The organism is Marichromatium purpuratum 984, from assembly GCF_000224005.2.
GTDB classification, from domain to species: Bacteria; Pseudomonadota; Gammaproteobacteria; order Chromatiales; family Chromatiaceae; genus Marichromatium; species Marichromatium purpuratum.
In genome coordinates this window covers 268795-292500 of the sequence record NZ_CP007031.1, presented here as the reverse complement: position 1 = coordinate 292500, position 23706 = coordinate 268795, and the positions used below count along the sequence as shown (strand labels likewise).

Here is a 23706-nt window from a genome sequence, read left to right as displayed (position 1 = left end):
GAGTGCGCTCAGGCCGAGAACGACGACCCGCAACCGCAAGTGGTGGTGGCATTGGGATTGCGGATCACGAACTGGGCACCGTGCAGCCCCTCGGTGTAGTCGATCTCGGCTCCCATCAGATATTGCATGCTCATCGGATCGACGAGCAGCTTGACGCCGTCGGTGACGACCTCGGTGTCGCCGTCCTCGGTACGCTCCTCGAAGGTGAAACCATATTGAAAACCGGAGCAGCCACCGCCTTGGATGTAGACGCGCAGCATCAGCTCCGGATTACCCTCCTCGGCGATCAGCGCCGCCACCTTCGAGGCGGCCGACGGGGTGAAGACCAGTGGGGCATCGGTCGCGGCATCGGCGCTCATGACATGGACATCCTCATGATGATGGTGATGTCTGCCGAGATGCGTCCCGCCGAGGGCGGGTTCAACCACGCGCCCGACACGGCGGCGCCAGTGCCAGGCTAGTCGATCAGCTCCAGCGGCCAGGGGAAGGAGGCGCTGGTTGCCGCCAGACGCTTGCCGTCCGGCTCGACCTCGATCACCACCAGCTGCGGGACAAAGTCCTCGGGCAGCATGAACCAGCCCGAGCAGTGCTGATAGTGCTCGAAGTCCATGTCGATCGTCGCCGGCTCGGCAGTCAGCTCATCGAGCCGCAGCCGTGCCGGCTCGTCGCCGCGCACCCCCTCGATGATCAGCACCACCCGCCCCTCGACCTGACCCACCCCGTCGACGAGCTGGGTGAGCAGGAAGTCGTAGCCATAGCGGCGCGGCCGTGGCTGCGCCGACAGCCGCAGATCGTGCGCGCGGACCGCGCCCTTGTCACCGGCCTGCACCAGACGCTTGAGATAGGAGAGTTCGCGCGCCTGCTCGAGCCGCACCTCCTGCGCCGCTTCCAGACGCGACTGCAGCACCCGCACCGTCTCGCGCTCGATCGCCCGATCACGCTCGAGGATCAGTGCCTGCTGGCGTACCGCATCGAGTTCGCCGATCAGCGCCTCGTGCTCGATCGCGATTCTGGCCAACTCCGGGGCAAGCTGGGTGCGCGCCGGGATGCGGCCGAGTTCGTAGCCAACGCCGCAGGCGAGCGCAATGAAGAACAGACACGCCAGCAGCGCGCCCCCCCGCGCCGACCGCTCAGCACGATGCGTCATCGGCGGCTCAGGGCAGCAACGCCACGGCGTCGAGTCCGAGCGACTCGTCGAGTCCGAGCATCAGGTTCATGTTCTGCACCGCTTGACCGGCCGCGCCCTTGACCAGGTTGTCGATCACCGACTGGACCACGACCACCCCCGTGTCGCCCTGACGGGTGACGGCGATACGGCACAGGTTGGAGCCACGTACGGTGCGGGTCTCGGGGTGCGAGCCGGCCGGCATCGGGTCGACGAAGGGCTCATCGGCATAGCGGCGCGCGTAGATCGCCTCAAGGTCCCGACCCGGCTCGAGTTCGCGGGCATAGAGCGTCGCCTCGATACCGCGCACCATCGGCACCAGATGGGGCACGAAGGTGAGATTGACCGGCGAGGCGGCGGCAATGTTCAGGTTCTGGGTGATCTCCGGGCCGTGGCGATGACCACCGGCGGCATAGGCCTTGAAGCTCTCGCCGACCTCAGCCATCAGCTGACCGACATTGGCCTTGCGCCCGGCGCCGCTGACCCCTGATTTACCGTCGGCGATCAGCCACGACGGATCGACCACGCCGGCCTCGAGCAACGGCAGCAGACCCAGCGTCACCGCAGTCGGGTAGCAACCAGGATTGGCCACCAACCGCGCCTCGCGGATCGCCGCACGATTGACCTCGGGCAGGCCGTAGACGGCCTCGGCCACCAGCTCGGGACAGGCATGCGACATCCCGTACCAGCGCTCCCACTCGGCGACGTCCTTGATGCGGAAGTCGGCGGCGAGATCGACCACCCGGGTCCCGCGCGCCAGCAGCTCCGGCACCAGCTTCATCGCCGTGCCATTGGGGGTGGCGAAGAACACCAGATCGCAGCCGCCGAGGGTCTCGGCGTCGGGCGCGCTGAAGCACAGATCGACATGACCGCGCAGATGGGGGAAAAGCTCGGCGACCGGCAGCCCGGCCTCGCCGCGCGAGGTGATGACCGCGATCTCCACCTCGGGGTGACGCGCCAGGATGCGCAGCAGCTCGGCACCGGTGTAACCGGTACCACCAACGATTCCAACCTTAAACATGCTCAAGCCTCCATGCACGGACCAGCGACGGACCGCGCACGACGAGAATCCTTATAAGAGGGCAGCGGGCGGTAACGCACGCCATCGATCCGCCCCGGCAGCGAGACGGAGAATGACCGGGAACACCGGGCCTCGCCGCATCGATGATCGGGCGAAGACGGAACACGCGGGGATCGGCGTCACGCCGATCGCGACAGCACGACCGACGCACTGGCGAGACACCCGAGAGGTGCTCGCTTGACGAGTTCGGCACGATGGCCGCCGGAAGGCGGCCGCACGAGTGCCGGACGGGGCCGGCACCAGCGGATCCGAGACGGGATCAGCTGCAACCGCTGCCGGAACCACAGCTGGAGCAACCACCGCCCTGGACCTGGGGGAGGTTGTTGAAGACGAAGGTCGCAGTACCTTCGCCATCATCGGAGAAATCGATCTCGACGCCGCGAAGATACTCCAGCGTGCCATCGTCGACCACGACCTTGAAGCCATCGCACTCGAGCACGCCATCGTTGTCGTTGATGGCGTCGGTGAAGGTCATGCCGAAGCTGACGCCGCTGCAACCGCCGGGCGAGGCGAACACGCGAACCCCCTGAACGGTCGCGTCGACCTGTGAGAACAACTCCTGCATCTTCGCCTGGGCCGGTGCCGTCAGGGTCAGCTCCGCGTCGGTGAGCGCTGCGGACATGTGGGGCGAACCTCTTCTTCAGAAAACGGAAAATAGCTCTTGAGCATAGCAAAAGCACTCAGGGGCATCCAGCAAGCGCGCCCGGCCTCAAGCGATCGGGCGCGTCACTCAGAGCCGACCGTCGGCGATCAACATGGAGAGATGGCGCTCAGCATCGAGCAGATGACGCGACCAGTGCAGCTCATAGCCCGCGCACCAAGCCGCCAGCGCCCACTCCGGATCCTCGTCGTAGGCGCACAGCCCCGCCTTGAGTTCGCAGTAGATGTCGGTCAGATCGTCGGCGAGACTGCCGGACATGGCCTCGTCTCCCTCGCTGGCGAGATCGAACTCGAGCCAGTAGGCGTCACGATCGGCGAGTAACCGACGCAGATGGGAGAAGAGTTCGAAGCGGGCATCGAGATCGACCGGCGGCACATGGCCGGCACCCAGCCCAGCTGCGCTCAACGGGGCGATGAGCGCATGCAGCCTGGGCAGCAGCACGGCCACCTCAGGCAACCAGTGCAACCGGCCACGGGTCGATGACTCGATCAGACTGCAGTAGCGCTGCACCAGCGAAACGAGTTCGCTGCAGGGCGCATCGGAAACGGGCGATGGGCGGGTAAGGACTTCCATGCCAAGGAGTGTAGCCGAGAATGCGGCCAAGTGACTCCAACTTGATCCAACCCCTTCGATCCGGACGCGATCGTCACACCTCGACCATCTCGAAATCCTCCTTGCCGGCACCACACTCGGGACAGCGCCAGTCGGCCGGGACATCGGCCCAGCGGGTGCCGGGCGCGATGCCGTCCTCGGGCCAACCCTCGGCCTCGTCGTAGATCAGTCCACAGACAATACAGAGATAGGTCTTCATCGGGATCAGGCCTCAGGCTCTCCCGCACGCCAGGGCCATGGTGTCGACACCCGGGCAGCACGCGCGGTTAAATACTGCCAGACACAATCGGGGGAGACCCCGCGGTTTTCAACGTCGACGACCGTCCCGGCGGGCTCGGGGTCATGCCCCGCGACGCGCTCGCGATCACCATCGATCGGCGGCCGATCACGCCCCCGATCACCGCCGGGCGCAGATTCGCCGGGCAGTCGTCGCCATCACGCCCGGTGCACCGAGACCGGGCCTCTCGCGGAGATATCTCGAATGACCAATGACAGCGCTGAGCGAGCGGCAGTGCTCTGCATCGGCGGACACGACCCGAGCGGCGGCGCCGGCATCATGGCCGATGCCGAGGCGATCGCCGCGCACGGCGGCTTCGCGGTGAGCGCGATCAGCGCACTGACCGACCAGGACACCTGCGGCGTGCGCGCCATCCACGCCCAGCCGGCCGAGCAACTCGAAGCCCAGTGCCGCACCCTGATCGCCGACAGCGCGCCACGCGCGATCAAGGTCGGACTGCTCGGCAGCTCGCGCGCCGTCCGCGTCATCTCCACCCTCGCCGACGAACACCCCGAGCTACCGCTGGTGCTCGACCCGGTGCTCGCATCGGGCAGTGGCCAGCGCGTCGCCGACGCCGCCGTCCTCAATCAGCTGCGCCACAATCTGATCGCGCGCAGCACCCTGGTGACTCCCAACCTGCCCGAGGCGCGCACCCTCACCGACCTGCAGGACCCGGAACAATGCGCTGAGCGACTGCTCGGCAGCGGCGCGCGCTGGGTGTTGATCACCGGCACCCACGACACCACCGAGCAGGTCACCAATCGTCTCTATGGTCGCGACGGCTCGCGCCACGAATGGCACTGGCTGCGCCTGCCCGGCGAGTACCACGGCTCGGGCTGCACCCTGGCGAGTGCCATCGCGGCGCGGCTGGCCACGGGCGAACCCATGGTCGAGGCGGTAGCCGCGGCCCAGGACTACACCTGGAACACGCTCAGGCACGCCTTCCGCACCGGTCGCTGCCAACTCACCCCCAACCGCTTCTACGCCAACGCCGCGTCATGAGCCGGGAACTGCACGGACTCTATGCCATCACCCCCACCGCCCCGGACCCGCGCCCGCTTACCGAGCGCGTGGCCGAGGCCATCGCCGGCGGTGCCCGGCTGATCCAGTTCCGCGACAAGGGGAGTGACGCACGCGCGCGCGAACAACAAGCGCGCGCGCTGCTTGAGTGCTGCCACGCCGGCGGCGCGCGGCTGGTCATCAATGACGACCTCGCGCTCGCCGCACGCATCCGGGCCGACGGCGTCCATCTCGGGCGCGACGACGGCGATCCGCGCGCCGCCCGCGCCCTGCTCGGCGAGCACGCCATCATCGGCGTCTCCTGCTACGACGCGCTCGAACGCGCCCGTCGAGCGGAAGCCGCGGGTGCGAGCTATGTCGCCTTCGGCAGCTTCTTCGCCTCGCCGACCAAGCCCGCCGCGCTACGCGCCACCCCCGAACTGCTCGACGCCGCACGGCGCGAGATCAACCTGCCACGAGTTGCGATCGGTGGGATCACGCCACAAAATGGCGGTTTGCTGATCGCGGCGGGGGCGGACATGCTCGCCGTCGTCAGCGGAGTCTTCGCGGCGGGCGATATCGCCGTCGCGGCCCGCGCCTACACCTCACTGTTCCCCAAGGAGTCCTCCTGATGAGCCGATCCCATGAACTCTTCGAAGCCGCGCAGCGCCACATCCCCGGCGGCGTCAACTCGCCGGTGCGCGCGTTCCGAGGCGTCGGTGGCGACCCGGTGTTCTTCGAGCGCGCCGAGGGCGCCTATGCCTACGATGCCGACGGCAAGCGCTATGTCGACTACGTCGGCTCCTGGGGCCCGATGATCCTCGGTCACGCCCACCCCGAGGTGCTCGGCGCAGTCGAGGAGCGGATGCGTAAGGGGCTGTCCTTCGGCGCCCCGACCGAGGTCGAGACCCAGATGGCCGACACCGTCTGCGAGCTGGTGCCGAGCATGGAGATGGTGCGCATGGTCAGCTCCGGCACCGAGGCGACGATGAGCGCGCTGCGCCTGGCGCGCGGCTACACCGGTCGCGACAAGGTGGTGAAGTTCGAGGGCTGCTACCACGGTCACGTCGACTCGCTGCTGGTCAAGGCCGGCTCCGGCGCCCTGACCTTCGGTGAGCCCAACTCCCCCGGCGTCCCCGCCGCACTCGCCGAGCTGACCATCACCCTGCCCTACAACGACATCGAAGCGGTGCGCGAGACCTTCGCCGAGATCGGCTCCGAGATCGCCTGCATCATCGTCGAGCCGGTCGCCGGCAACATGAACTGCATCCCGCCGCTGCCGGGTTTCCTCGAGGGTCTGCGCGAGGTCTGCACCGAGCACGGCGCGGTGCTGATCTTCGACGAGGTGATGAGCGGCTTTCGCGTCTCGCTCGGCGGCGCCCAGGGCCACTTCGGCGTCACCCCCGATCTCACCACCCTCGGCAAGGTCATCGGCGGCGGCATGCCGGTCGGCGCCTTCGGCGGCAAGCGCGAGATCATGGAGCACGTCTCCCCGGTCGGCCCGGTCTACCAGGCCGGCACCCTCTCGGGTAACCCGATCGCCATGGCCGCGGGCCTCAAGACCCTCGAGCTGATCAGCGAGCCGGGCTTCTACGACCGTCTCACCGCGACCACCAGCGAGCTGCTCGCCGGCCTGCGCGAGCGCGCCGCGGCCGCCGGGGTGCCCTTCACCACCAACCAGGCGGGCGCCATGTTCGGCCTGTTCTTCAGCGCCGAGCCGGTCACCGGCTTCGACCAGGCGACCGCCTGCAACCAGGACCACTTCAAGGCCTTCTTCCACGGCATGCTCGAGCGTGGTGTCTATCTCGCACCCTCGTCCTTCGAGGCCGGCTTCGTCTCGATCAAGCACGGCGAGGCCGAGATCCAGGCCACCCTCGACGCCGCCGCCGAGGTGTTCGCCGAGATCGCCGGCTGACCCGGGGCGACCGCCCTCTCACCCGGACGGGCCCTGCCCGTCCGGGCTCTCCCACCGCCTCTCCCGACCCGACACCGGCAGCCGAATCGCCGCGACCTGGCAGCAGCCAGCCCCATCAGCCGCACACGAAACGCAAACGCGCACACCCAACGAAGCGCGACGCAGACACGAATCGAGAACGCCGCCAAGGGCCGTCTCTCACCGCAATCAACACGATACGCTGACAACGCCTCGAAAAGAGGCGCCGCCAGGCGAATGAAACACATCCTCGAACCCAGCGCCGACGCACACACCGCCATCCACTCAGGGTGACATTCCGGGCGGCCACGGCGCGAATCATCATCGCCACCCCCCAGGGCAATTCAACGGGCACCAGAACCCGACCAAAACCCTTTGAAAAACAAAAAATTAAATTCAAGCGTACAGCGTTCGCGCGCGATATAACCGGGTCCAGAACGGAGATCAAGCCCCTTCAACCTATACGAAATATTCGCTTTGCTAATTCACTCATCAACGACCTCGACGGCCTCTCGAGCGCGACCCGCAGTCATTGACGGAATGATTGCAAATTCGTTTACACGGCACTAATGTCGCCACGCATCGAGTTCCAGAAGGCCTTCCATCGATGTAGTGGAGGCCCAGATCTCAACACAGAGGATAGAGCGATGGACTATCAGAGCGTCTACAAGCATTCGATGAAAGACCCCGAGGCCTTCTGGGCGGAGGCGGCCAGCCTCATCGACTGGGACAAGCCGTGGGACAAGGTGCTTGACGACTCCAACAAGCCCTTCTACCGCTGGTTCAGTGGCGCGATGATGAACACCTGCTACAACGCGGTGGACCGTCATGTGATCGCCGGTCGCGGCGACCAGGCGGCGATCATCCACGACAGCCCGGTGACCGGCAGCAAGCGGGTGATCACCTACGCCGAGCTGCAGCAGCAGGTCGCGCGGATGGCCGGCGCGCTGCAGGCGCAGGGCGTCACCAAGGGCGATCGGGTGATCATCTACATGCCGATGGTGGCCGAGGCGCTGATCGCCATGCTCGGCTGCGCGCGCATCGGCGCCATCCACTCGGTGGTGTTCGGCGGCTTCTCCTCGCACGAGCTGGCCACCCGCATCGATGACGCCAAGCCGAAGATGATCGTCGCCGCCTCCTGCGGCATCGAACCCAACCGCGTGGTGCACTACAAGCCGCTGCTCGACGAGGCGATCGAACTCTCCACCCACAAGCCCGAGCACTGCCTCGTGCTGCAGCGCCCCGAGGAGCCCGGCACCCTGGTCGAGGGTCGCGACCTCGGCTGGGCCGAGGCGCTCGCCGCCGCCGAGCCGGCCGACTGCGTCTCGGTGGCCGCCACCGACCCGCTCTACATCCTCTACACCTCCGGCACCACCGGCCAGCCCAAAGGCGTGGTGCGCGACAACGGCGGTCACGCCGTGGCGCTGGCCTGGAGCATGGGTAACATCTACGACGTCCAGCCCGGCGAAGTATTCTGGGCCGCCTCCGACGTCGGCTGGGTGGTGGGTCACTCCTACATCGTCTATGCCCCGCTGCTGCGCGGCTGCACCACCGTGGTCTACGAGGGCAAGCCGGTCGGCACCCCGGATGCCGGCGCCTTCTGGCGGGTGATCGAGGAGCACAAGGTCAAGGTGCTGTTCACCGCCCCGACCGCCTTCCGCGCGATCAAGGGCGCCGACCCCAAGGCCGAGCATCTCGGGCGCTACGACACCAGCTCGCTGAGCGCGCTGTTCCTCGCCGGTGAGCGCTGCGACCCCGACACCCTGCACTGGGCCGAGGACATCCTCAAGCGCCCGGTGATCGACCACTGGTGGCAGACCGAGACCGGCTGGGCGATCGCGGCCAACTGCATCGGTATCGAACAGCTCCCGGTCAAGGCCGGCTCGCCGACCTGCGCCGTCCCCGGCTACGACATCCAGGTGCTCGACGACGAGGGCGAGCCGGTCAAGCCGGGCAACATCGGCCGCATCATGGTGAAGCTGCCGCTGCCGCCCGGTTGCCTGTCGACCCTGTGGGGCAATGACACCCGCTACGTCCAGTCCTACCTCTCGGCCGAGCCGGGCTACTACCTCACCGGCGACGCCGGCTATCTCGACGAGGACGGCTACGTCTTCGTCATGAGCCGTATCGACGACATCATCAACGTCGCCGGTCACCGGCTCTCGACTGGCGCGATGGAGGGCGTGCTCGCCTCACACCCGGATGTCGCCGAGTGCGCGGTGATCGGCGCCGCCGACGAACTCAAGGGCGAGCTGCCGCTCGGCCTGGTGGTGCTCAAGTCCGGGGTCGAGCGCGATCTCGACACGATCAAGAAGGAGCTGGTCAAACTGGTGCGCGAGCAGATCGGTCCGGTCGCGGCGTTCAAGACCGTTGCCGTGGTCGAGCGCCTGCCCAAGACCCGCTCGGGCAAGATCCTGCGCGGCACCATGAAGGCGATCGCCGACGGCACCACCTACAAGCAACCGGCAACCATCGACGACCCCTCGATCCTCGACGAGATCACCAGCTCGCTCAGCGCCATCGGCTACGGCCGTCACGACTGATCCCCCCGCGACGACCGTCCGCACGGACGGTCGCGTGCGCCGCCCGCCCCACCGGGCGGCGCACCCTACGCCACAGCTCCCCCGTCCGCCCGTCCCCTCCCCCGACAGCATCGAGTATCAGCCTGCTCAATCCGCAGCATTGTCGACAATCAGGATTGACATCGACGAAAAACACGCTATCTTCGCTGTCATTCCGTTGAAGTGTCGACAATCCAGATGACAAAGGCCTCCAACGCCTCAACCGAGCCCAGCTCCACCATCGCCGATCGCATCTTCGACCAGATGCGTCAGGCGATCGTCGAGGGCGGCATCCCCGCGGGCAGCAAGATCAGCGAGCCGGTGCTCGCCGCCCGCTACGGGATCAGCCGCGGGCCGCTGCGCGAGGCATTGCGTCGGCTCGAGTCGATCAAGCTGGTCGAGCGCCGCGCCAACGTCGGCGCCCGAGTGATCCAGCTCAACAGCGACCAACTGCTCGAGATCTACGACGTGCGCGAGGCGCTCGAGGGCATGGCCGCACGGATCGCCGCCGAGCGCATGCCGGAGGAAGCGATCGAGGAACTCAAGGCGCTGCTGGCCCATCATCGCGGTGACATCGCCCGCGACGACTGGCAGACCTACTTCCAGGAGGAGGGGGATCTGGATTTCCACTTCCGCATCGTCCAGGGCGGCGGCAACCGCCGACTGGTCGACATCCTCTGCAACGATCTCTACCACCTGGCGCGGATGTATCGCTGCCAGTTCGGGATGCGGAGCGAGCGGGCGCGGGATGCGCTCAAGGAGCACGAACTCGTCGTCGACGCCATCGCGGCGCGCGACGGCGAGCTGGCGGAGTGGCTGATGCGTCGCCACATCCGCGCCTCGCGCGAGGCCATCGCCCGGCGCCTCGTCCCATAGCGCGGACGACGACCGCGGGCCGGATCCGCGCATCGAAATCACCACAGTCACGGACGCCGCACGCGTCCGGGCGGTTCAAGGAGACCCAACACCATGAGCGACACCATGACGGCCGGCGCACGACTGCGACTCGCGGTCCAGGAAGAGAGCCCCCTGCAGATCATCGGCGCGATCAACGCCTATCACGCGATGATGGCCGAGCGTACCGGCTACCGCGCCATCTATCTCTCCGGCGGCGGTGTCGCCGCGGGTTCCTACGGCCTGCCCGACCTGGGCATGACCAGCCTCGACAACGTGCTGGAGGACGTGCGCCGCATCACCGACGCCACCCAGACCCCGCTGCTGGTCGATGCCGACACCGGCTGGGGTGGCGCCTTCAACATCGCCCGCACCGTGCGCCTGCTCAACCAGGCCGGCGCCGCCGGTTGCCACATCGAGGACCAGGTCGCGGCCAAGCGCTGCGGTCACCGCCCGGGCAAGGCGATCGTCTCGCAGGCCGAGATGGTCGATCGCATCAAGGCTGCGGTCGACGCGCGTCGTGACGACTTCGTGATCATGGCCCGCACCGACGCGCTCGCCGTCGAGGGCATGGACGCGGCCATCGAGCGCGCCGTGGCCTGTGTCGAGGCCGGCGCCGACATGATCTTCCCCGAGGCGATGACCGAGCTGGAGCAGTACCGTCAGTTCACTGCCGCGGTCGACGTCCCGGTGCTCGCCAACATCACCGAGTTCGGCGCCACCCCGCTGTTCAAGACCACCGAGCTGGCCGAGGTCGGCGTCTCCATGGTGCTCTACCCGCTGTCGGCCTTCCGCGCCATGAACAAGGCCGCGCTCAACGTCTACCAGGCGATCCGCAACGACGGCACCCAGGCCGGCGTCGTCGACACCATGCAGACCCGCATGGAGCTTTACGACTACCTCGGCTATCACGCCTTCGAGCAGAAGCTCGACGCGCTGTTCGAGCAGAGCAAACCCGAGTAATTCGCTGACGCCGGAGACGCACGGTCACTCGACCGGCGTCTCCCGCCCCGTCGCGTGCCGCGACCGGGGCCAACCCGATCGAGGAGAGAATCATGGCCGAGACCTCGCAGAGCCAGCTGCCCAAGCCGAAGAAGTCCGTCGCCCTGTCCGGCACCGCCGCGGGCAACACCGCCATCTGCACCGTTGGCCGCACCGGTAACGACCTGCACTACCGTGGCTACGACATCCTCGACTTCGCCGACCAGGCCGAGTTCGAGGAGATCGCCTACCTGCTCATCCACGGGCGTCTGCCCAACCACGCCGAACTGGCCGCCTACAAGCGCAAGCTCAAGAGCCTGCGCGGCCTGCCCGCGGCGCTCAAGACCGCGCTCGAGCAGCTGCCGCCCTCGGCCCACCCGATGGACGTGATGCGTACCGGCTGCTCGGTGCTCGGCACCCTCGAGCCGGAGAAGGACGACATGTCGGTGGCCGGCGCACGCGACATCGGCGACCGGCTGCTCGCCAGCTTCGGCTCGATGCTGATGTACTGGTACCACTTCTCGCACAACGGGCGGCGCATCGAGGTCGAGACCGACGATGATTCGATCGGCGGTCACCTGCTCCACCTGCTCCACGGCGAGACCCCCTCGGACGAGTGGGTGCACGCGATGCACACCTCGTTGATCCTCTACGCCGAGCACGAGTTCAACGCCTCGACCTTCACCTCGCGCGTGGTCGCCGGCACCAACTCCGACATCTACTCGGCGATCACCGGCGCCATCGGCGCGCTGCGTGGTCCCAAGCACGGCGGTGCCAACGAGGTCGCCTGCGACATCCAGAACCGCTACGCCACCGCCGACGAGGCCGAGGCCGACATCACCGAGCGGGTCGGGCGCAAGGAGATCATCATCGGCTTCGGCCACCCGGTCTACACCATCGCCGATCCGCGCAACAAGGTGATCAAGGCCGTGGCCAAGCGTCTCGCCGAGGGCAATGGCGACATGCGCATGTTCCAGGTCGCCGAGCGACTCGAGACGGTGATGTGGAACCTCAAGAAGATGTTCCCCAACCTCGACTGGTTCTCGGCTGTGTCCTACGCGCAGATGGGCGTGCCCACCGCGATGTTCACCCCCTTCTTCGTGATCTCGCGGACCACCGGCTGGGTGGCGCACGTCATCGAGCAGCGCCAGGACGGCAAGATCATCCGCCCGAGCGCCAACTACGTCGGTCCCGAGGACCTCAACTGGCTGCCGATCAAGCAGCGCTGAGCCAGCTACCAGCTACCAGCTACCAGCTACCAGCTACCAGCTACCAGCTACCAGCTACCAGCTACCAGCTCGAGGCTGGAGCTGGTGGCCGGCGGCTGCAAGCCACCGCATTCCCAACCCACTGGAGACCTCATTCAAATGAGCGCACATATCGCCGACGCCAACGTTCGCCCCGATCCGGACCAGGAACTGGTCGCCATCGCCGACTACGTCTGCAACACCGAGATCGACTCGGCCGAGGCCATCACCACCGCCCGTCACTGCCTGATGGACTCGCTCGGCTGCGCCATGCTCGCGCTGCAGTACCCCGAGTGCACCAAGCACCTCGGCGCCATCGTCCCCGGCACCACCGTGCCCAACGGTTCGCGTGTGCCCGGCACCGCCTTCCAGCTCGACCCGGTCAAGGCCGCCTGGGACATCGGCGCCATGGTCCGCTGGCTCGACTTCAACGACACCTGGCTCGCCGCCGAGTGGGGCCACCCCTCCGACAACCTCGGCGCCATCCTCGGCCTCGGTGACTATCTCTCGCGCAAGGCGGTGGCCGACGGCGCCGCGCCCCTGACCGTGGGCGACGTGCTCCAGTACATGGTCAAGGCACACGAGATCCAGGGCGTGCTCGCCCTCGAGAACAGCTTCAACCGCGTCGGTCTCGACCACGTGCTGCTGGTCAAGGTGGCCTCGGCGGCGGTCTCGGCGCTGATGCTCGGCGCCGATCGCGATCAGGTCATCGACACCCTGTCGCAGGCCTGGGTCGACGGCCAGTCGCTGCGCACCTACCGTCACGCGCCCAACACCGGCTCGCGCAAGTCCTGGGCAGCGGGCGATGCCAGCTCGCGCGCGGTGCGCCTGGCGATGATGGTCGACCGTGGCGAGATGGGCCTGCCCTCGGTGCTGAGCGCGCCGACTTGGGGCTTCTACGACGTGCTGTTCAAGGGCAACAAGTTCGCCTTCCAGCGCGACTACGGCAGCTATGTGATGGAGAACATCCTGTTCAAGATCAGCTTCCCTGCCGAGTTCCACGCCCAGACCGCGGTCGAGTGCGCGATGCGCCTGCACGACCAGGTCAAGGACCGCATCGACGAGATCGAGCGCATCGAGCTGATCACCCAGGAGTCGGCGATCCGCATCATCAGCAAGGACGGCCCGCTCTACAACCCGGCCGACCGCGACCACTGCCTGCAGTACATGGTCGCCGTACCGCTGATCCACGGTCGTCTCACCGCCGCCGACTACGAGGACGGCGTCGCCGCCGATCCGCGCATCGATGCGCTGCGTGAGAAGATGGTGGTGCGCGAGGACCCGCGTTACACCGCCGAGTACCTCGATCCCGAGAAGCGCTCGATCGCCAACGCCGTGCAGGTCTTCTTCAAGGACGGCAGCAGCACCGAGCTGGTCGAGGTCGAGTACCCGATCGGTCACCGTCGTCGTCGCGCCGAGGGCATCCCGGTGCTCGAGGCGAAGTTCCTCGCCGCACTCAAGACCCGCTTCCCCAAGGGTCAGGCACAGCGCATCTACGACCTCTGCGAGGACGAGCAGCAGCTGATGCAGACCCCGGTGCACCAGTTCATGGACCTGTTCATGATCTGATCCCGGTCGCGCGCCCCCGCCGGGGCGCGCCCCGAGCGGGGTGGCCTTGACCACCCCGCGCCCTCCCCTCTCCCCACCACCCCGCCGACCACCCGTCCCACTTGGCGTGCCGCCCGCACTGGGCCATGCTTATTAGAGAGCGCTCCCGTGCACGACCCACTGGCGCCGAATCTCGCCATCGGTCGAGCGGGCCTCGTCCCGGGCCATCGCGCAGCATCTCTATCCATATCGGTCAAGCCGCACCCCGACTGCGGCATCTCGCGGAGGCAGTGGTCAATGCACCCCCCCGGCCCCGACAGCGAGCAACTGCGTGTCGAGAACGCCGCGCTGAAGCGCCGTATCGACGAACTCGAACGAGTACAGTACAGGACACACTGCCCCGATACCGCCGCCCTGGTCGATAACTTCCCCGGCATGGCCTACCGCTGCAGGAACGACAGCAACTGGACCATGGACTATGTCAGCGCTGGTTGCCGGTCACTCACCGGCCACCCCCCGGAGGCATTGATGCGCGACCGGGTCATCTACTCGGATCTGATCCACCCCGAGGATCGCGACCGGGTGTGGGATCAGGTCCAGCTGGCACTCGTCGAGCGACGTACCTTCGAGGTCGAGTACCGCATCAACCATATCGACGGCGACATCCGCTGGGCCTGGGAGCGCGGCTGGGGGCTGTGGTCGAGCGACGGCGAACTGCTCAGCCTCGAAGGCTTCATCACCGACATCTCGGCCTACAAGCGCGCCGAGCAGGCACTGCGCGACCATCAGGCGACACTGCGCGCACTGCTCGACACTCCCGACGACTCGATGCTGCTGATGGACACCACCGGCAAACTGATCGCCTGCAACGACATGACCGCCCGCCAATTGCACCGCGACCGCCGACAACTGATCGGCAGCAGCCTGTTCGCACAGCTCCCGACCGAGACCGCCGCCAACCTGCGCCGTCAGCTCAGAGAGGTGATCAACAGCGCCGAGCCGACCCGCTACCAGGAGCAGTATCGCGACCGCTGGTTCGACCACACCCTCTACCCGGTCTGCAACGCACACCACCAGGTCTCGCAGCTCGCGCTCTACTCACGCGATATCACCGAGCAGAAGCAGCTCGAGCGCACCCTCGAACAACTGGCCATCTCCGACCCACTGACCGGACTGTTCAACCGCCGTCAGTTCTGGTCGCTGGCCGAGCAGGACCTGGCTCAGGCGGCGCGCAAGCGCACGCCGACCAGCGCGCTGATGATCGACATCGACCACTTCAAGTCGATCAACGACCGCCACGGTCATCTCATCGGTGATGAGGTGCTGCAGACCGTTGCCGGCCAACTCAAGCTCAACCTGCGCCACAGCGACATCCTCTGTCGCTACGGCGGCGAAGAGTTCGCCGCGCTGCTCCCCGAGACCGATCTCGCCACCGCCTGCGAGACCGCCGAACGCTTGCGCCAGTGCATCGCCGACACCCCGGTCGAGACCGACCAAGGGGCACTCTCGCTGACCATCAGCATCGGTGTCGCCGAACTCGTCGGGGGCTTCAGGACCAGGCTCTCGGCTCTGCTCGAGTGCGCCGATCGCAAGCTCTACGCCGCCAAGCAGGCCGGGCGCAATCGGATCGCCTGCTGGACCCCGCCGGACGACGAGCTAGAGCGCATCGCCAACAAAGAGCGTGGCCCCTGAGGTGGACTCAGCGCGCCAGCGTCTCGCGCACCCGGGACCAGGGGAAGTTACCCGTGAACCCTGGATAGGCACCGCCGGGATCGACCTTCGACTTGTAGCGCCGCCCGCCGCAGACGAAGCTGCGGGTATCGAGTTCGCCATGACCACGTATCTGCGCCGGGCTCAGATCGTGGGCGACGAGCAGTGGCTGCAGCAGTGCGATCAGCGCCTGGATCTGAACCTCGGGAAAGGGGTCGCGACCATCGCCGTCGTTGACCAGCTCGATGCCGACCGAACGGGCGTTGTGACCGCGGGCGTGATGGGCGACCTCGGCCACCGGCGTCCCCGTCACCGTGGTGCCGTCGCGACCGATCAGATAGTGATAGCTGATGCCCGGGTTGCGGGCGAAATGACGCTGGTTGGACTCGAGTGTGCCGCCCCCGGAGTGCCACAGTCGCCCCGCCTTGCAGCCCGGACCGCCGGTGGCGTGGATCACCACCAGATCGATCTCGCGCGCCGGCGTCGCGCCGAGCCCGAGCAGCAAGAGCACGCCGAGCAGCCAGCGCCCGCCTCTCGCCGTCATCCCCATGCTCCACCTCCGGCGGCCTCGACCGCATCTCGGGCACGCCCATGCAGGCGATCTCGGCTATGCTGGGCGGCTTGAATCCGCTTTGCAGAAGGATCCGGCCATCCTCTCCCTGACCGATCTCGCCACCCTTATCATCCTCACCGCCGCCGCCTTCGCCCACGGCGCCCTCGGCTTCGGCTTCCCGTTGCTCGCCACCCCGCTGCTGGCGCTGGTGATGGACCTGCGCATGGCGATCCTGCTGACCCTGATCCCGACCATCCTCATCAACCTGGTGAGCATCGCCCACGAGCGACACTGGCGCGAGGCGCTGCGCCGCTTCTGGCCACTGCCGGTGAGCACCATGATCGGCAGTCTGATCAGCACCCAGCTGTTGCTCAGTATCGACCCGCAACCCTTCCAGATCCTGCTGGCGCTGGTGCTGGTCGCCTTCCTGCTGCTCGAACGACGACGGGGCACGGGACCGGAGCGCCAGGTGCCGCACTGGGCGCTGGCGCTGCTCGGGTTGAGCATGGGGCTGCTGGCGGGACTGATCAACATCTTCGCCCCGGTGGTGGTGGCTTTCGCCCTCTACACCCGGATGAACCCGGCGCTGATGGTCGCGACCTTCAACCTCAGCTTCATCACCAGCAAGAGCGGTCAGGTGCTCGGTTTCGCCAGCCGTGACGCGCTCGACCCGGAGGTACTCGGGCTGGCGCTGATACTGCTACCGGCGGTACTGCTGGCACTGTGGATCGGCATCCGGGTGCGACGCCGTCATGGCGGGGCGAGCTACCGCAACTGGCTGCGCGGGGCACTCTGGGCGATCGCCGTCCTATTGATCATCGAGGCCTGGTGAGGGCGCTCAGTCGGCCTCGGCGAGCGAGTCGAGATCGATCTCCCAGCGCTCGAGGATGCGCCGATAGATCGCCAGCTCACTGTCGGCGAAGTGGCCGTCGGCGCGCGCTACCAGCAGCAGCACCCGCGCGAGCATGCGCCGACGCGAGACCTCGGTGACCGGGGCGAGCACCGCGTCGATCCACTCCAGGTCGTTCAACCCGACATAGCGCGAGGTGCCGGCATGGGCGATCAGGTCGTCGCAATAGGCATCGAAGACCTCGGCGAAGCGGTTGTGGTCGACGCCCAGGGTCTCGAACACCCCGAGATCGTCGAGGATCTCCACCTCGCCATCGGCGACCTCGCCGTCACTGACGATGAAGAGGGTGATCACCCGCAGCAGCGCCTCGGCGCTGTTGTCGGGATAGGGAGTGAGTTCGAGCGTCGACATACCTGCTCCAGCTGATGGCGAATGAGACTGCCACGATCATCGCACAGACCCTGGATCCGGCACGAGTCATCATCAGCCGCCTTTAATCCCCAGCCGCCAGCCATCAGCCTCCAGTGGGCGGTCGTCCTCGACCACCGTCGCCGAAGCGAGGCGTCGCGTCCCGCCTTTGCTGGTCGCTGGCTGGCGACTGGCGACTGGCGACTGGCGACTGGCGACTGGCGACTGGCGACTGGCGGCTGGTAGCTGATGGCTGATGGCTGATGGCTGGTGACTGGCAACTGGCAACTGGCAACTGGCAACTGGCGGCTGATGGCTGATGGCTGGTAGCTGGCGGCTGGAGACTGAAGACGGCTGATAGCTGACTCCGCCGATTGCACCGGCCGTCGAGTGGCACCACAATGGGGCGAGCCCAGACGGGTCGCGGCGTGACCTGTATCGCGCCGCCCGCTCCACCTCAACCTTAAGCTTTAACAGGTGACGGAGCGGCGCGCTCGACCTGCCGGACCCGTGCAACCGCGATCATCCAGGAGCCCGCATGTCCAGATCCCTGACCTCACTCGCCGCGCTGGCACTTGCCACCATCGCCACCTCCGCGCTGGCGGCCAATCCCCGCGTCGCGCTGGACGTCTCCATCGGCGGCGAGCCGGCCGGCACCGTCACCCTGGAGCTGTTCGCCGATACCACCCCGAAGACCGCGGAGAACTTTCGCACGCTCTGCACCGGTGAGCGCGGGGACGACCTCGCCTATGCCGGCAGCCCCTTCCACCGCATCATCCCCGGCTTCATGATCCAGGGCGGCGACTTCACCAACGGCAACGGCACCGGTGGCCGCTCGATCTATGGCGAGCGCTTCCCCGACGAGAACTTTGAACGGCATCACGACCGCCCAGGCCTGCTGTCGATGGCCAATGCTGGCCCCGACACCAACGGCTCGCAGTTCTTCATCACCGTCGCCCCCACCCCCTGGCTCGACGGCAAGCACGTGGTCTTCGGCGAGGTCGTCGACGGCATCGAGGTCATCAAGGCGATGGAGGCCGAGGGCTCGCGCTCCGGGCGCACCCGGACAGCGGTGATACTGGAGGACTGTCGGGCACTGTGACCCCCGGGGCGTGGTGGGCCCTTGGTCTGGTGTCCACCACCCCCACCCTTAACAACAAGCTACCAACCGACGCGAACGAGGACTCAGCCATGCGTATCCCAGACCCTCGCGACACCTTCCTCGACCCACGGCGCCAGCCGCTCGAGCAGGCACCCGAGCGCCAGCCGCGTCTGCAGACCTGGAGCGAACTCGAGACCGTGCACCCGCACGGCGCCGATCGCGAACACCCCCATGCCCGCCAGATCGAGGCGGCGATCCTGCGCACACTGCGCTAGCCTGCGATGGCGCAGGGACGCGCCCCAGTCCACACCCTCACTCCTCCGCCGTCCGCACCCGCAGATAACGCGCAAAGCGCGGAATGCCGTTACTGGTGTAGCCCTGATACCTGAAGGTCACCCAGCTGCCGACCGGCGGCGGCGCCTGCCGTTCGGCATCGCTCAGACCGCTACCGAGACGAAAGCGCCGCCCCTCGGCATCCTCCACCAGCAGCGCCCCGACCATCCCGCGCAGCCGCCCCTTGCCGGGCAGGTGGGCGATCACCCGCGCCTCGGCGTCGAGATAGGGCTTGAGCTTGAGCAGGTCATCGCCGCGCCCCGCCCGATAGGGCGCAGCGCCGCGGTGCAGCATCAGCCCCTCGCCCCCGGCGGCAACCACCTGACGCAACCGCCTCATCAAGTGTGCATGATCGCGGCCACGCCACTGCTCGATCAGCCCCAGCGACGCCGGCTGCGGCACGGCGAACAACTGGCGCAGGGCAGCCAAGCGGCCATCGAAGTCGAGTTCGCACCCGGGCAGATCGAACACCATGTAGCGCACCGCGCGCCACGCGTCCGGCTCGGGCCGTTGACGACGCACGATCCCGGACAGCCGGTCGAAGGTCCCCCGCCCCATCCACAGCTCTCCATCGAGCGCGAGTCGCGGCCAGCCGGCGGTGAAGTGCGCCGGCGCCACGATCGCCCGACCACCGCGACTGACCAGACGCTGCCCGTCCCAGTAGGCGCGCACCCCGTCGAGCTTCTCGCTGACCCAATAATCGGCGACGGGCAGGCCCCGGCGATAGACCCCGGCCAGGGTCAGCGCCGGGGGCGCCTCGCCATCGCGCTCGCCGAGCGGCACACCGGACACGCAGCCGGCAGGCCATTCGTCGGGCGCGGCGCCAACCGGTGCCGATACGAACAAGGCGACCAACAGCAGCGACAGCAAGAACATTTTTTCGTCCCCGATTCGCCCTCATGATGATCGGGACAAGGCTAGTGCAGTGCCGCTTGATACACGGTCGAATCGGACGGGCGAGCGGACACGAAGCGTGCCGCGAATACGCCATCCGCCGGAAAACCGGTAAACTGCCTCTTCATTCAGTACCGCATCGACCGGACGCACCTGGGCCAGCACGTAGCCATCCCGCCAGGAGCCTGCCTTGAACACGCAACGCACCCCGCCGAAACGCCGTCTGGCCGAATGGGTCGAGTTGATCCAGCATCGCGAGATGCCGATCTTCAACAACACCGTGCATCAGGTGTTGCGTGTCTCCGAGGACGAACTGGCGCCGGCCGCCGCCCTGGCCCAGGTGATCATGCAAGACCCCTCGCTCACCACCCGCATCCTCAAGCTCGCCAACTCCGTCTATTACAATCCGGCCGGTACCGGCTCCGGCCACACCCTCACCTCGGTCAATCGCGCCGTAGTGGTGCTCGGCTTCAATGCGGTGAGCAACATGTGCCTGGCCGCGACCCTGGTCGACGACACCATCGAGGGGGCAACCCGCGAGCGTGTCGCGCGCGAACTGGCACGCGCCCTCCACGCGGCGATCCAGGCCCGCTCGATCGCCACCGCGCGCGAGGACAAGGCGCCCGAGGAGGTCTTCATCGCCGCCCTGCTCCACCGCATCGGCGAGCTGGCCTTCTGGTGCTTCGGCGGTGAGCAGGCCGAAGCGCTCGACCAGCTCTACCGTCAGCAGCCGGCGGCGCTCCCCGAACGTGCTCAGGAGCGCATCCTCGGCTTTCGTCTCAACCAGCTCAGCGGCCAGCTGGCCAGGGTGTGGAACCTCAACGAGCTGGTGCGCGAGGCGATCGTCACCCCCAGCGTGCTCGACGAGCGGGTCCAGACCGTGGTGCTCGGTCAGCAGATCGCGCTCTGCGCCGAGGACGGCGGCTGGCACACCGAGCCAATGGAGAAACTGGTCAAGCGCGCTGCCAAGATGATCGACCAGGCGATCGGCGAAACCCACAAGATGCTGCAGCACAATGCCAGCGAAGCGGCCGAGATGGCCGCCGCCATCGGCGCCCAGATCGCCGTCCCGCACATCCCGCAACAGCAAGAGGCGTCAGACCAGCCGAGACCCGAGACGGGCAGCGAGACAGCGGCAGCGGAGGCGACGACGACAGACGCCGAGAGCACCGCCCCCGAGCCCGATGCCCAGCTCCAACTGCGCGTGCTGCGCGAACTCTCGGCACTGATCGAGAGCGGCACGGCCAGTCTCAACGAGGTGATGACCCTGGCACTCGAGGGCATCCACCGCGGCGTCGGCATGGATCGGGTGGTGTTCGCCCTGATCACCCCGGACAAGCGCACGCTCAAGGCCAGATACGCCCTCGGCAGCGAATCCGAACGGCTGCTCGCCCGCTTCCAGTTCACCCGCCTGCCGGGTCAGAACCATCCGCTGTTCACGGTCATCGAGCGCCAGCAGGCACGCTGCCTCCGTGGCGAGGCGCTCGCCGACGTACCGGCCACGGTAATCCAGGCGCTCGGTCGCACCCCCTTCATGATCGCCCCGATCGACATCGCCGGACAGGGCATCGGGCTGCTCTACGCCGACCGCGCCAGCAGCGCGCGCACCCTCACCGAGCCATTGTTCGAGGACTTCCAGCACTTCGCCAAGCAGGCCAGCCAGGGGCTGACCCTGGCGGCGCGACGGCGCGCGCGCTGACCCGCGCTCCGGGCGCTGGAATGTATACTAGAGGCCCGACTCAACCCCTTTTCGCGTGAGACGCTCCAATGCTCTGTTGGGCCCGTTATCTGTTCATCGCCATCATCCTGGTGCTCGGGACCGTCAGCATGCTCGGTGCATGCGGCCAGAAGGGCCCGCTCTACCTGCCCGAGCCGGAGCCGGCAACGCCAGCCGCCACCGGCGGAGACCTGCCCGACGTCACCGACGCCGCTGTCCCCGCCGCCGATCAGCCCTAGCCGAGCACCACATCGACGCCGCATGGATCACTTCAACTATCGAGACGACCTGCTCCACGCCGAGTCGGTCCCCCTGACCGAGATCGCCGAGCGCTTCGGCACCCCGTGTTACATCTACTCCAGGGCGACCCTGGAGCGTCACTGGCACGCCTTCGACCGCGCCTTCGCCGAGCATCCGCATCTGGTCTGCTTCGCCGTCAAGGCCAACTCCAACCTCGCCGTGCTCGACACCCTGGCGCGGCTCGGCTCGGGCTTCGACATCGTCTCGGTGGGCGAACTCGAACGCGTGCTCGCCGCCGGCGGCGACCCGTCGCGGGTGGTCTTCTCCGGGGTCGGCAAGCGCGCCGACGAGATGCGCCGTGCCCTCGAGGTCGGCATCCGCTGCTTCAACCTCGAGTCCGAGGCCGAACTCGACCGCCTCGATCAGGTCGCCGGCGAACTCGGCGTGATCGCCCCGGTGTCGCTGCGGGTCAACCCCGACGTCGACGCCCGCACCCATCCCTACATCTCCACCGGACTGCGCGAGAACAAGTTCGGCATCGACATCCGCGCCGCCGAGGCGGTCTATCGCGACGCCGCCGCACGACCCAACCTGCGGGTCACCGGCATCGACTGCCACATCGGCTCGCAGCTCACCGACCTCGCCCCCTTCATCGACGCCCTCGACCGGGTGCTCGCACTCGCCGACCGTCTCGCCGAGGCCGGTATCGCCATCGAACACCTCGATCTCGGCGGCGGGCTCGGCATCCGCTATCGCGACGAGCTGCCGCCCGACCCGGCCGCCTATGCCGCAGCCATCCGTCACCGCCTCGCCGGCAAGCCCTACGAGATCCTCATCGAGCCGGGCCGCGCCATCGCCGGCAACGCCGGCGTGCTGCTCACCCGCGTCGAGTACCTCAAGCCGACCGAGGCGCGTCACTTCGCCATCGTCGACGGCGCCATGAACGACCTGCTGCGCCCGGCGCTCTATCAGGCCGAGCAGGAGATCGTCCCGGTGCGCCTCGACCCCACGCTCGAGACCCAGCGCTACGACCTCGTCGGCCCGGTATGCGAGACCGGCGACTTCCTCGGCAAGTCGCGCCAGCTCGCCATCCGCCCCGATGATCTGCTGGCGGTGCGCGGCAGCGGCGCCTATGGCTTCACCATGAGCTCGAACTACAACAGCCGCCCGCGCGCCGCCGAGGTCATGGTCGAGGGCGACCAGGCCCACCTGGTGCGCGAGCGCGAGTCGGTCGAGTCGCTGTTCGCGGGGGAACGGAGACTGCCGTGAAGCGTCGCCCCGAGCCCGAACTGATGGACACCGAGGAGCAGGCGCAAGCCTATGCCGAGGCCGACTTCTCCGACTCCAACAGCCTGTTCATGCGTCTCCTCGCCCGTCAGGCGCGGGGCGGATTGCCGGGCTCGGCGGCGCTCGACCTCGGCTGCGGCCCGGCCGACATCGTGTTGCGCCTGCTGCGTACCTATCCGCGGCTGCACTGCGACGCGCTCGACGGCGCCGCGACCATGCTCGAACGGGCTCGCGCCATCCTCGAGGACGCCGCCGATCTCGACGGCCGCTGGCAGCTGGTGCACGACCGTCTGCCCTCGAGCCGGCTCGCAGAGCGCCGTTACGACCTGATCCTCTCCAACAGCCTGCTGCATCATCTCCACGATCCCCAGGTGCTGTGGCGGACGGTGCGCGCGCACGCCAACCCCGACGCCCTGGTGCTGGTGATGGACCTGCTGCGCCCGCCCTCGGCGGGCTGGGCCGAGGCGCTGGTCGAGACCTATGTCGCCAATGCACCCGAGGTGCTGCGCAGCGACTTCCGCAACTCGCTGTTCGCCGCCTACGAGCCGCGCGAGGTGGTCGAGCAGCTCGCCGAGGCCGGGCTCGAGGACCTCGAGGTCGGAGTGGTCAGCGACCGTCATTTGGCGGTCTGGGGACGGCTGCCGGGATGAGCC

At 67.6% G+C, this 23706-nt stretch carries 26 protein-coding genes (1 of these 26 only partly in view); 17 read left to right on the top strand and 9 right to left on the bottom strand.

The genetic code is table 11. The features are described 5' to 3' along the window. On the top strand, nucleotides 1-2 hold a 2-nt sliver of the coding sequence (locus MARPU_RS01305) for a hypothetical protein (RefSeq protein WP_198015485.1). It extends 193 nt beyond the left edge of the window; a 2-nt sliver of its 195-nt coding sequence is all that appears in the window; the start codon falls outside the window, past its left edge; only part of the stop codon is in view: it crosses the left edge, with 2 bases visible at nucleotides 1-2. Between the two features lie 6 nt (nucleotides 3-8). Here the strand turns inward: MARPU_RS01305 and erpA are convergent, their stop codons facing one another. From erpA to MARPU_RS01275, 6 genes are all read right to left on the bottom strand, one after another. Further along, nucleotides 9-359, bottom strand: a complete 351-nt coding sequence (erpA, locus tag MARPU_RS01300) for an iron-sulfur cluster insertion protein ErpA (RefSeq protein ID WP_005221718.1) — start codon at nucleotides 357-359, stop codon at nucleotides 9-11. Between the two features lie 98 nt (nucleotides 360-457). Next, nucleotides 458-1147, bottom strand: a complete 690-nt coding sequence (locus MARPU_RS01295; RefSeq protein ID WP_005221720.1) for a DUF6776 family protein — start codon at nucleotides 1145-1147, stop codon at nucleotides 458-460. Between the two features lie 7 nt (nucleotides 1148-1154). Further along, on the bottom strand, nucleotides 1155-2186 hold the full coding sequence (argC, locus tag MARPU_RS01290) for an N-acetyl-gamma-glutamyl-phosphate reductase (RefSeq protein ID WP_005221722.1): 1032 nt from the start codon (nucleotides 2184-2186) through the stop codon (nucleotides 1155-1157). A gap of 319 nt (nucleotides 2187-2505) precedes the next feature. Then, on the bottom strand, nucleotides 2506-2868 hold the full coding sequence (locus MARPU_RS01285) for a HesB/IscA family protein (protein WP_005221723.1): 363 nt from the start codon (nucleotides 2866-2868) through the stop codon (nucleotides 2506-2508). Between the two features lie 108 nt (nucleotides 2869-2976). Continuing rightward, nucleotides 2977-3480, bottom strand: a complete 504-nt coding sequence (locus MARPU_RS01280; protein WP_005221725.1) for a DUF5063 domain-containing protein — start codon at nucleotides 3478-3480, stop codon at nucleotides 2977-2979. 73 nt (nucleotides 3481-3553) lie between these two features. Further along, complete coding sequence (locus MARPU_RS01275) at nucleotides 3554-3718, bottom strand: rubredoxin (protein ID WP_005221727.1); 165 nt, start codon at nucleotides 3716-3718, stop codon at nucleotides 3554-3556. Between the two features lie 282 nt (nucleotides 3719-4000). On the opposite strand from MARPU_RS01275, the gene thiD reads away from it, so the two are divergent. The 9 genes from thiD to MARPU_RS01230 all read left to right on the top strand — a co-directional run bounded on the left by thiD (nucleotide 4001) and on the right by MARPU_RS01230 (nucleotide 15651). Beyond that, nucleotides 4001-4798, top strand: coding sequence for a bifunctional hydroxymethylpyrimidine kinase/phosphomethylpyrimidine kinase (gene thiD / locus MARPU_RS01270; protein WP_005221729.1), 798 nt, complete (start codon nucleotides 4001-4003; stop codon nucleotides 4796-4798). Beyond that, the gene (thiE, locus tag MARPU_RS01265; protein ID WP_005221731.1) at nucleotides 4795-5427 is read left to right on the top strand and encodes a thiamine phosphate synthase; all 633 of its coding nucleotides are present in this window, start codon (nucleotides 4795-4797) and stop codon (nucleotides 5425-5427) included. The genes thiD and thiE overlap by 4 nt, the downstream gene beginning before the upstream one ends. Continuing rightward, on the top strand, nucleotides 5427-6710 hold the full coding sequence (hemL, locus tag MARPU_RS01260; protein ID WP_005221733.1) for a glutamate-1-semialdehyde 2,1-aminomutase: 1284 nt from the start codon (nucleotides 5427-5429) through the stop codon (nucleotides 6708-6710). Before thiE ends, hemL begins: the two co-directional genes overlap by 1 nt. Before the next feature lie 665 nt (nucleotides 6711-7375). Next, on the top strand, nucleotides 7376-9271 hold the full coding sequence (locus tag MARPU_RS01255; RefSeq protein WP_005221735.1) for a propionyl-CoA synthetase: 1896 nt from the start codon (nucleotides 7376-7378) through the stop codon (nucleotides 9269-9271). Nucleotides 9272-9487: 216 nt separating this feature from the next. Further along, nucleotides 9488-10165: a GntR family transcriptional regulator gene (locus tag MARPU_RS01250; protein WP_005221737.1), complete on the top strand. Its 678-nt coding sequence runs from the start codon at nucleotides 9488-9490 to the stop codon at nucleotides 10163-10165. 93 nt (nucleotides 10166-10258) lie between these two features. After that, nucleotides 10259-11146, top strand: a complete 888-nt coding sequence (prpB, locus tag MARPU_RS01245) for a methylisocitrate lyase (RefSeq protein WP_005221740.1) — start codon at nucleotides 10259-10261, stop codon at nucleotides 11144-11146. Nucleotides 11147-11238: 92 nt separating this feature from the next. Next, on the top strand, nucleotides 11239-12393 hold the full coding sequence (gene prpC, locus MARPU_RS01240) for a bifunctional 2-methylcitrate synthase/citrate synthase (protein ID WP_005221742.1): 1155 nt from the start codon (nucleotides 11239-11241) through the stop codon (nucleotides 12391-12393). A 138-nt stretch (nucleotides 12394-12531) separates the two neighbouring features. Next, nucleotides 12532-13980, top strand: a complete 1449-nt coding sequence (locus MARPU_RS01235) for a bifunctional 2-methylcitrate dehydratase/aconitate hydratase (RefSeq protein WP_005221746.1) — start codon at nucleotides 12532-12534, stop codon at nucleotides 13978-13980. 276 nt (nucleotides 13981-14256) lie between these two features. Next, entirely contained in the window at nucleotides 14257-15651 is a 1395-nt protein-coding gene (locus MARPU_RS01230) for a sensor domain-containing diguanylate cyclase (protein WP_005221748.1), read from the top strand. A 7-nt stretch (nucleotides 15652-15658) separates the two neighbouring features. Here the strand turns inward: MARPU_RS01230 and MARPU_RS01225 are convergent, their stop codons facing one another. Next, nucleotides 15659-16213 (bottom strand): N-acetylmuramoyl-L-alanine amidase, encoded by a 555-nt coding sequence (locus tag MARPU_RS01225; RefSeq protein ID WP_025275050.1) that lies wholly within the window; start codon nucleotides 16211-16213, stop codon nucleotides 15659-15661. 88 nt (nucleotides 16214-16301) lie between these two features. On the opposite strand from MARPU_RS01225, the gene MARPU_RS01220 reads away from it, so the two are divergent. Then, nucleotides 16302-17054: a sulfite exporter TauE/SafE family protein gene (locus MARPU_RS01220; protein WP_005221763.1), complete on the top strand. Its 753-nt coding sequence runs from the start codon at nucleotides 16302-16304 to the stop codon at nucleotides 17052-17054. A gap of 6 nt (nucleotides 17055-17060) precedes the next feature. Here the strand turns inward: MARPU_RS01220 and MARPU_RS01215 are convergent, their stop codons facing one another. Then, nucleotides 17061-17483 carry a tellurite resistance TerB family protein gene (locus MARPU_RS01215; protein WP_005221765.1) on the bottom strand — a complete coding sequence of 141 codons (423 nt, stop codon included), beginning with the start codon at nucleotides 17481-17483 and terminating at the stop codon, nucleotides 17061-17063. Between the two features lie 535 nt (nucleotides 17484-18018). Here MARPU_RS01215 and MARPU_RS01210 point away from each other — a divergent pair. Both MARPU_RS01210 and MARPU_RS01205 read left to right on the top strand, forming a co-directional pair. Continuing rightward, the gene (locus MARPU_RS01210) at nucleotides 18019-18582 is read left to right on the top strand and encodes a peptidylprolyl isomerase (protein ID WP_005221767.1); all 564 of its coding nucleotides are present in this window, start codon (nucleotides 18019-18021) and stop codon (nucleotides 18580-18582) included. 89 nt (nucleotides 18583-18671) lie between these two features. Further along, nucleotides 18672-18857: a hypothetical protein gene (locus MARPU_RS01205; protein WP_005221769.1), complete on the top strand. Its 186-nt coding sequence runs from the start codon at nucleotides 18672-18674 to the stop codon at nucleotides 18855-18857. A gap of 37 nt (nucleotides 18858-18894) precedes the next feature. Here the strand turns inward: MARPU_RS01205 and MARPU_RS01200 are convergent, their stop codons facing one another. Further along, on the bottom strand, nucleotides 18895-19791 hold the full coding sequence (locus tag MARPU_RS01200; RefSeq protein ID WP_005221770.1) for a DNA ligase: 897 nt from the start codon (nucleotides 19789-19791) through the stop codon (nucleotides 18895-18897). A gap of 208 nt (nucleotides 19792-19999) precedes the next feature. On the opposite strand from MARPU_RS01200, the gene MARPU_RS01195 reads away from it, so the two are divergent. The 4 genes from MARPU_RS01195 (at nucleotide 20000) to MARPU_RS01180 (ending at nucleotide 23703) form a co-directional block, all read left to right on the top strand. Next, complete coding sequence (locus MARPU_RS01195; protein ID WP_005221772.1) at nucleotides 20000-21508, top strand: HDOD domain-containing protein; 1509 nt, start codon at nucleotides 20000-20002, stop codon at nucleotides 21506-21508. Between the two features lie 68 nt (nucleotides 21509-21576). Then, entirely contained in the window at nucleotides 21577-21765 is a 189-nt protein-coding gene (gene lptM / locus MARPU_RS01190; protein ID WP_005221774.1) for an LPS translocon maturation chaperone LptM, read from the top strand. Nucleotides 21766-21787: 22 nt separating this feature from the next. Continuing rightward, nucleotides 21788-23035 carry a diaminopimelate decarboxylase gene (lysA, locus tag MARPU_RS01185; RefSeq protein WP_005221776.1) on the top strand — a complete coding sequence of 416 codons (1248 nt, stop codon included), beginning with the start codon at nucleotides 21788-21790 and terminating at the stop codon, nucleotides 23033-23035. Further along, nucleotides 23032-23703: a class I SAM-dependent methyltransferase gene (locus MARPU_RS01180; protein ID WP_005221777.1), complete on the top strand. Its 672-nt coding sequence runs from the start codon at nucleotides 23032-23034 to the stop codon at nucleotides 23701-23703. Before lysA ends, MARPU_RS01180 begins: the two co-directional genes overlap by 4 nt. The last annotated feature ends 3 nt before the right edge of the window (nucleotides 23704-23706 follow it).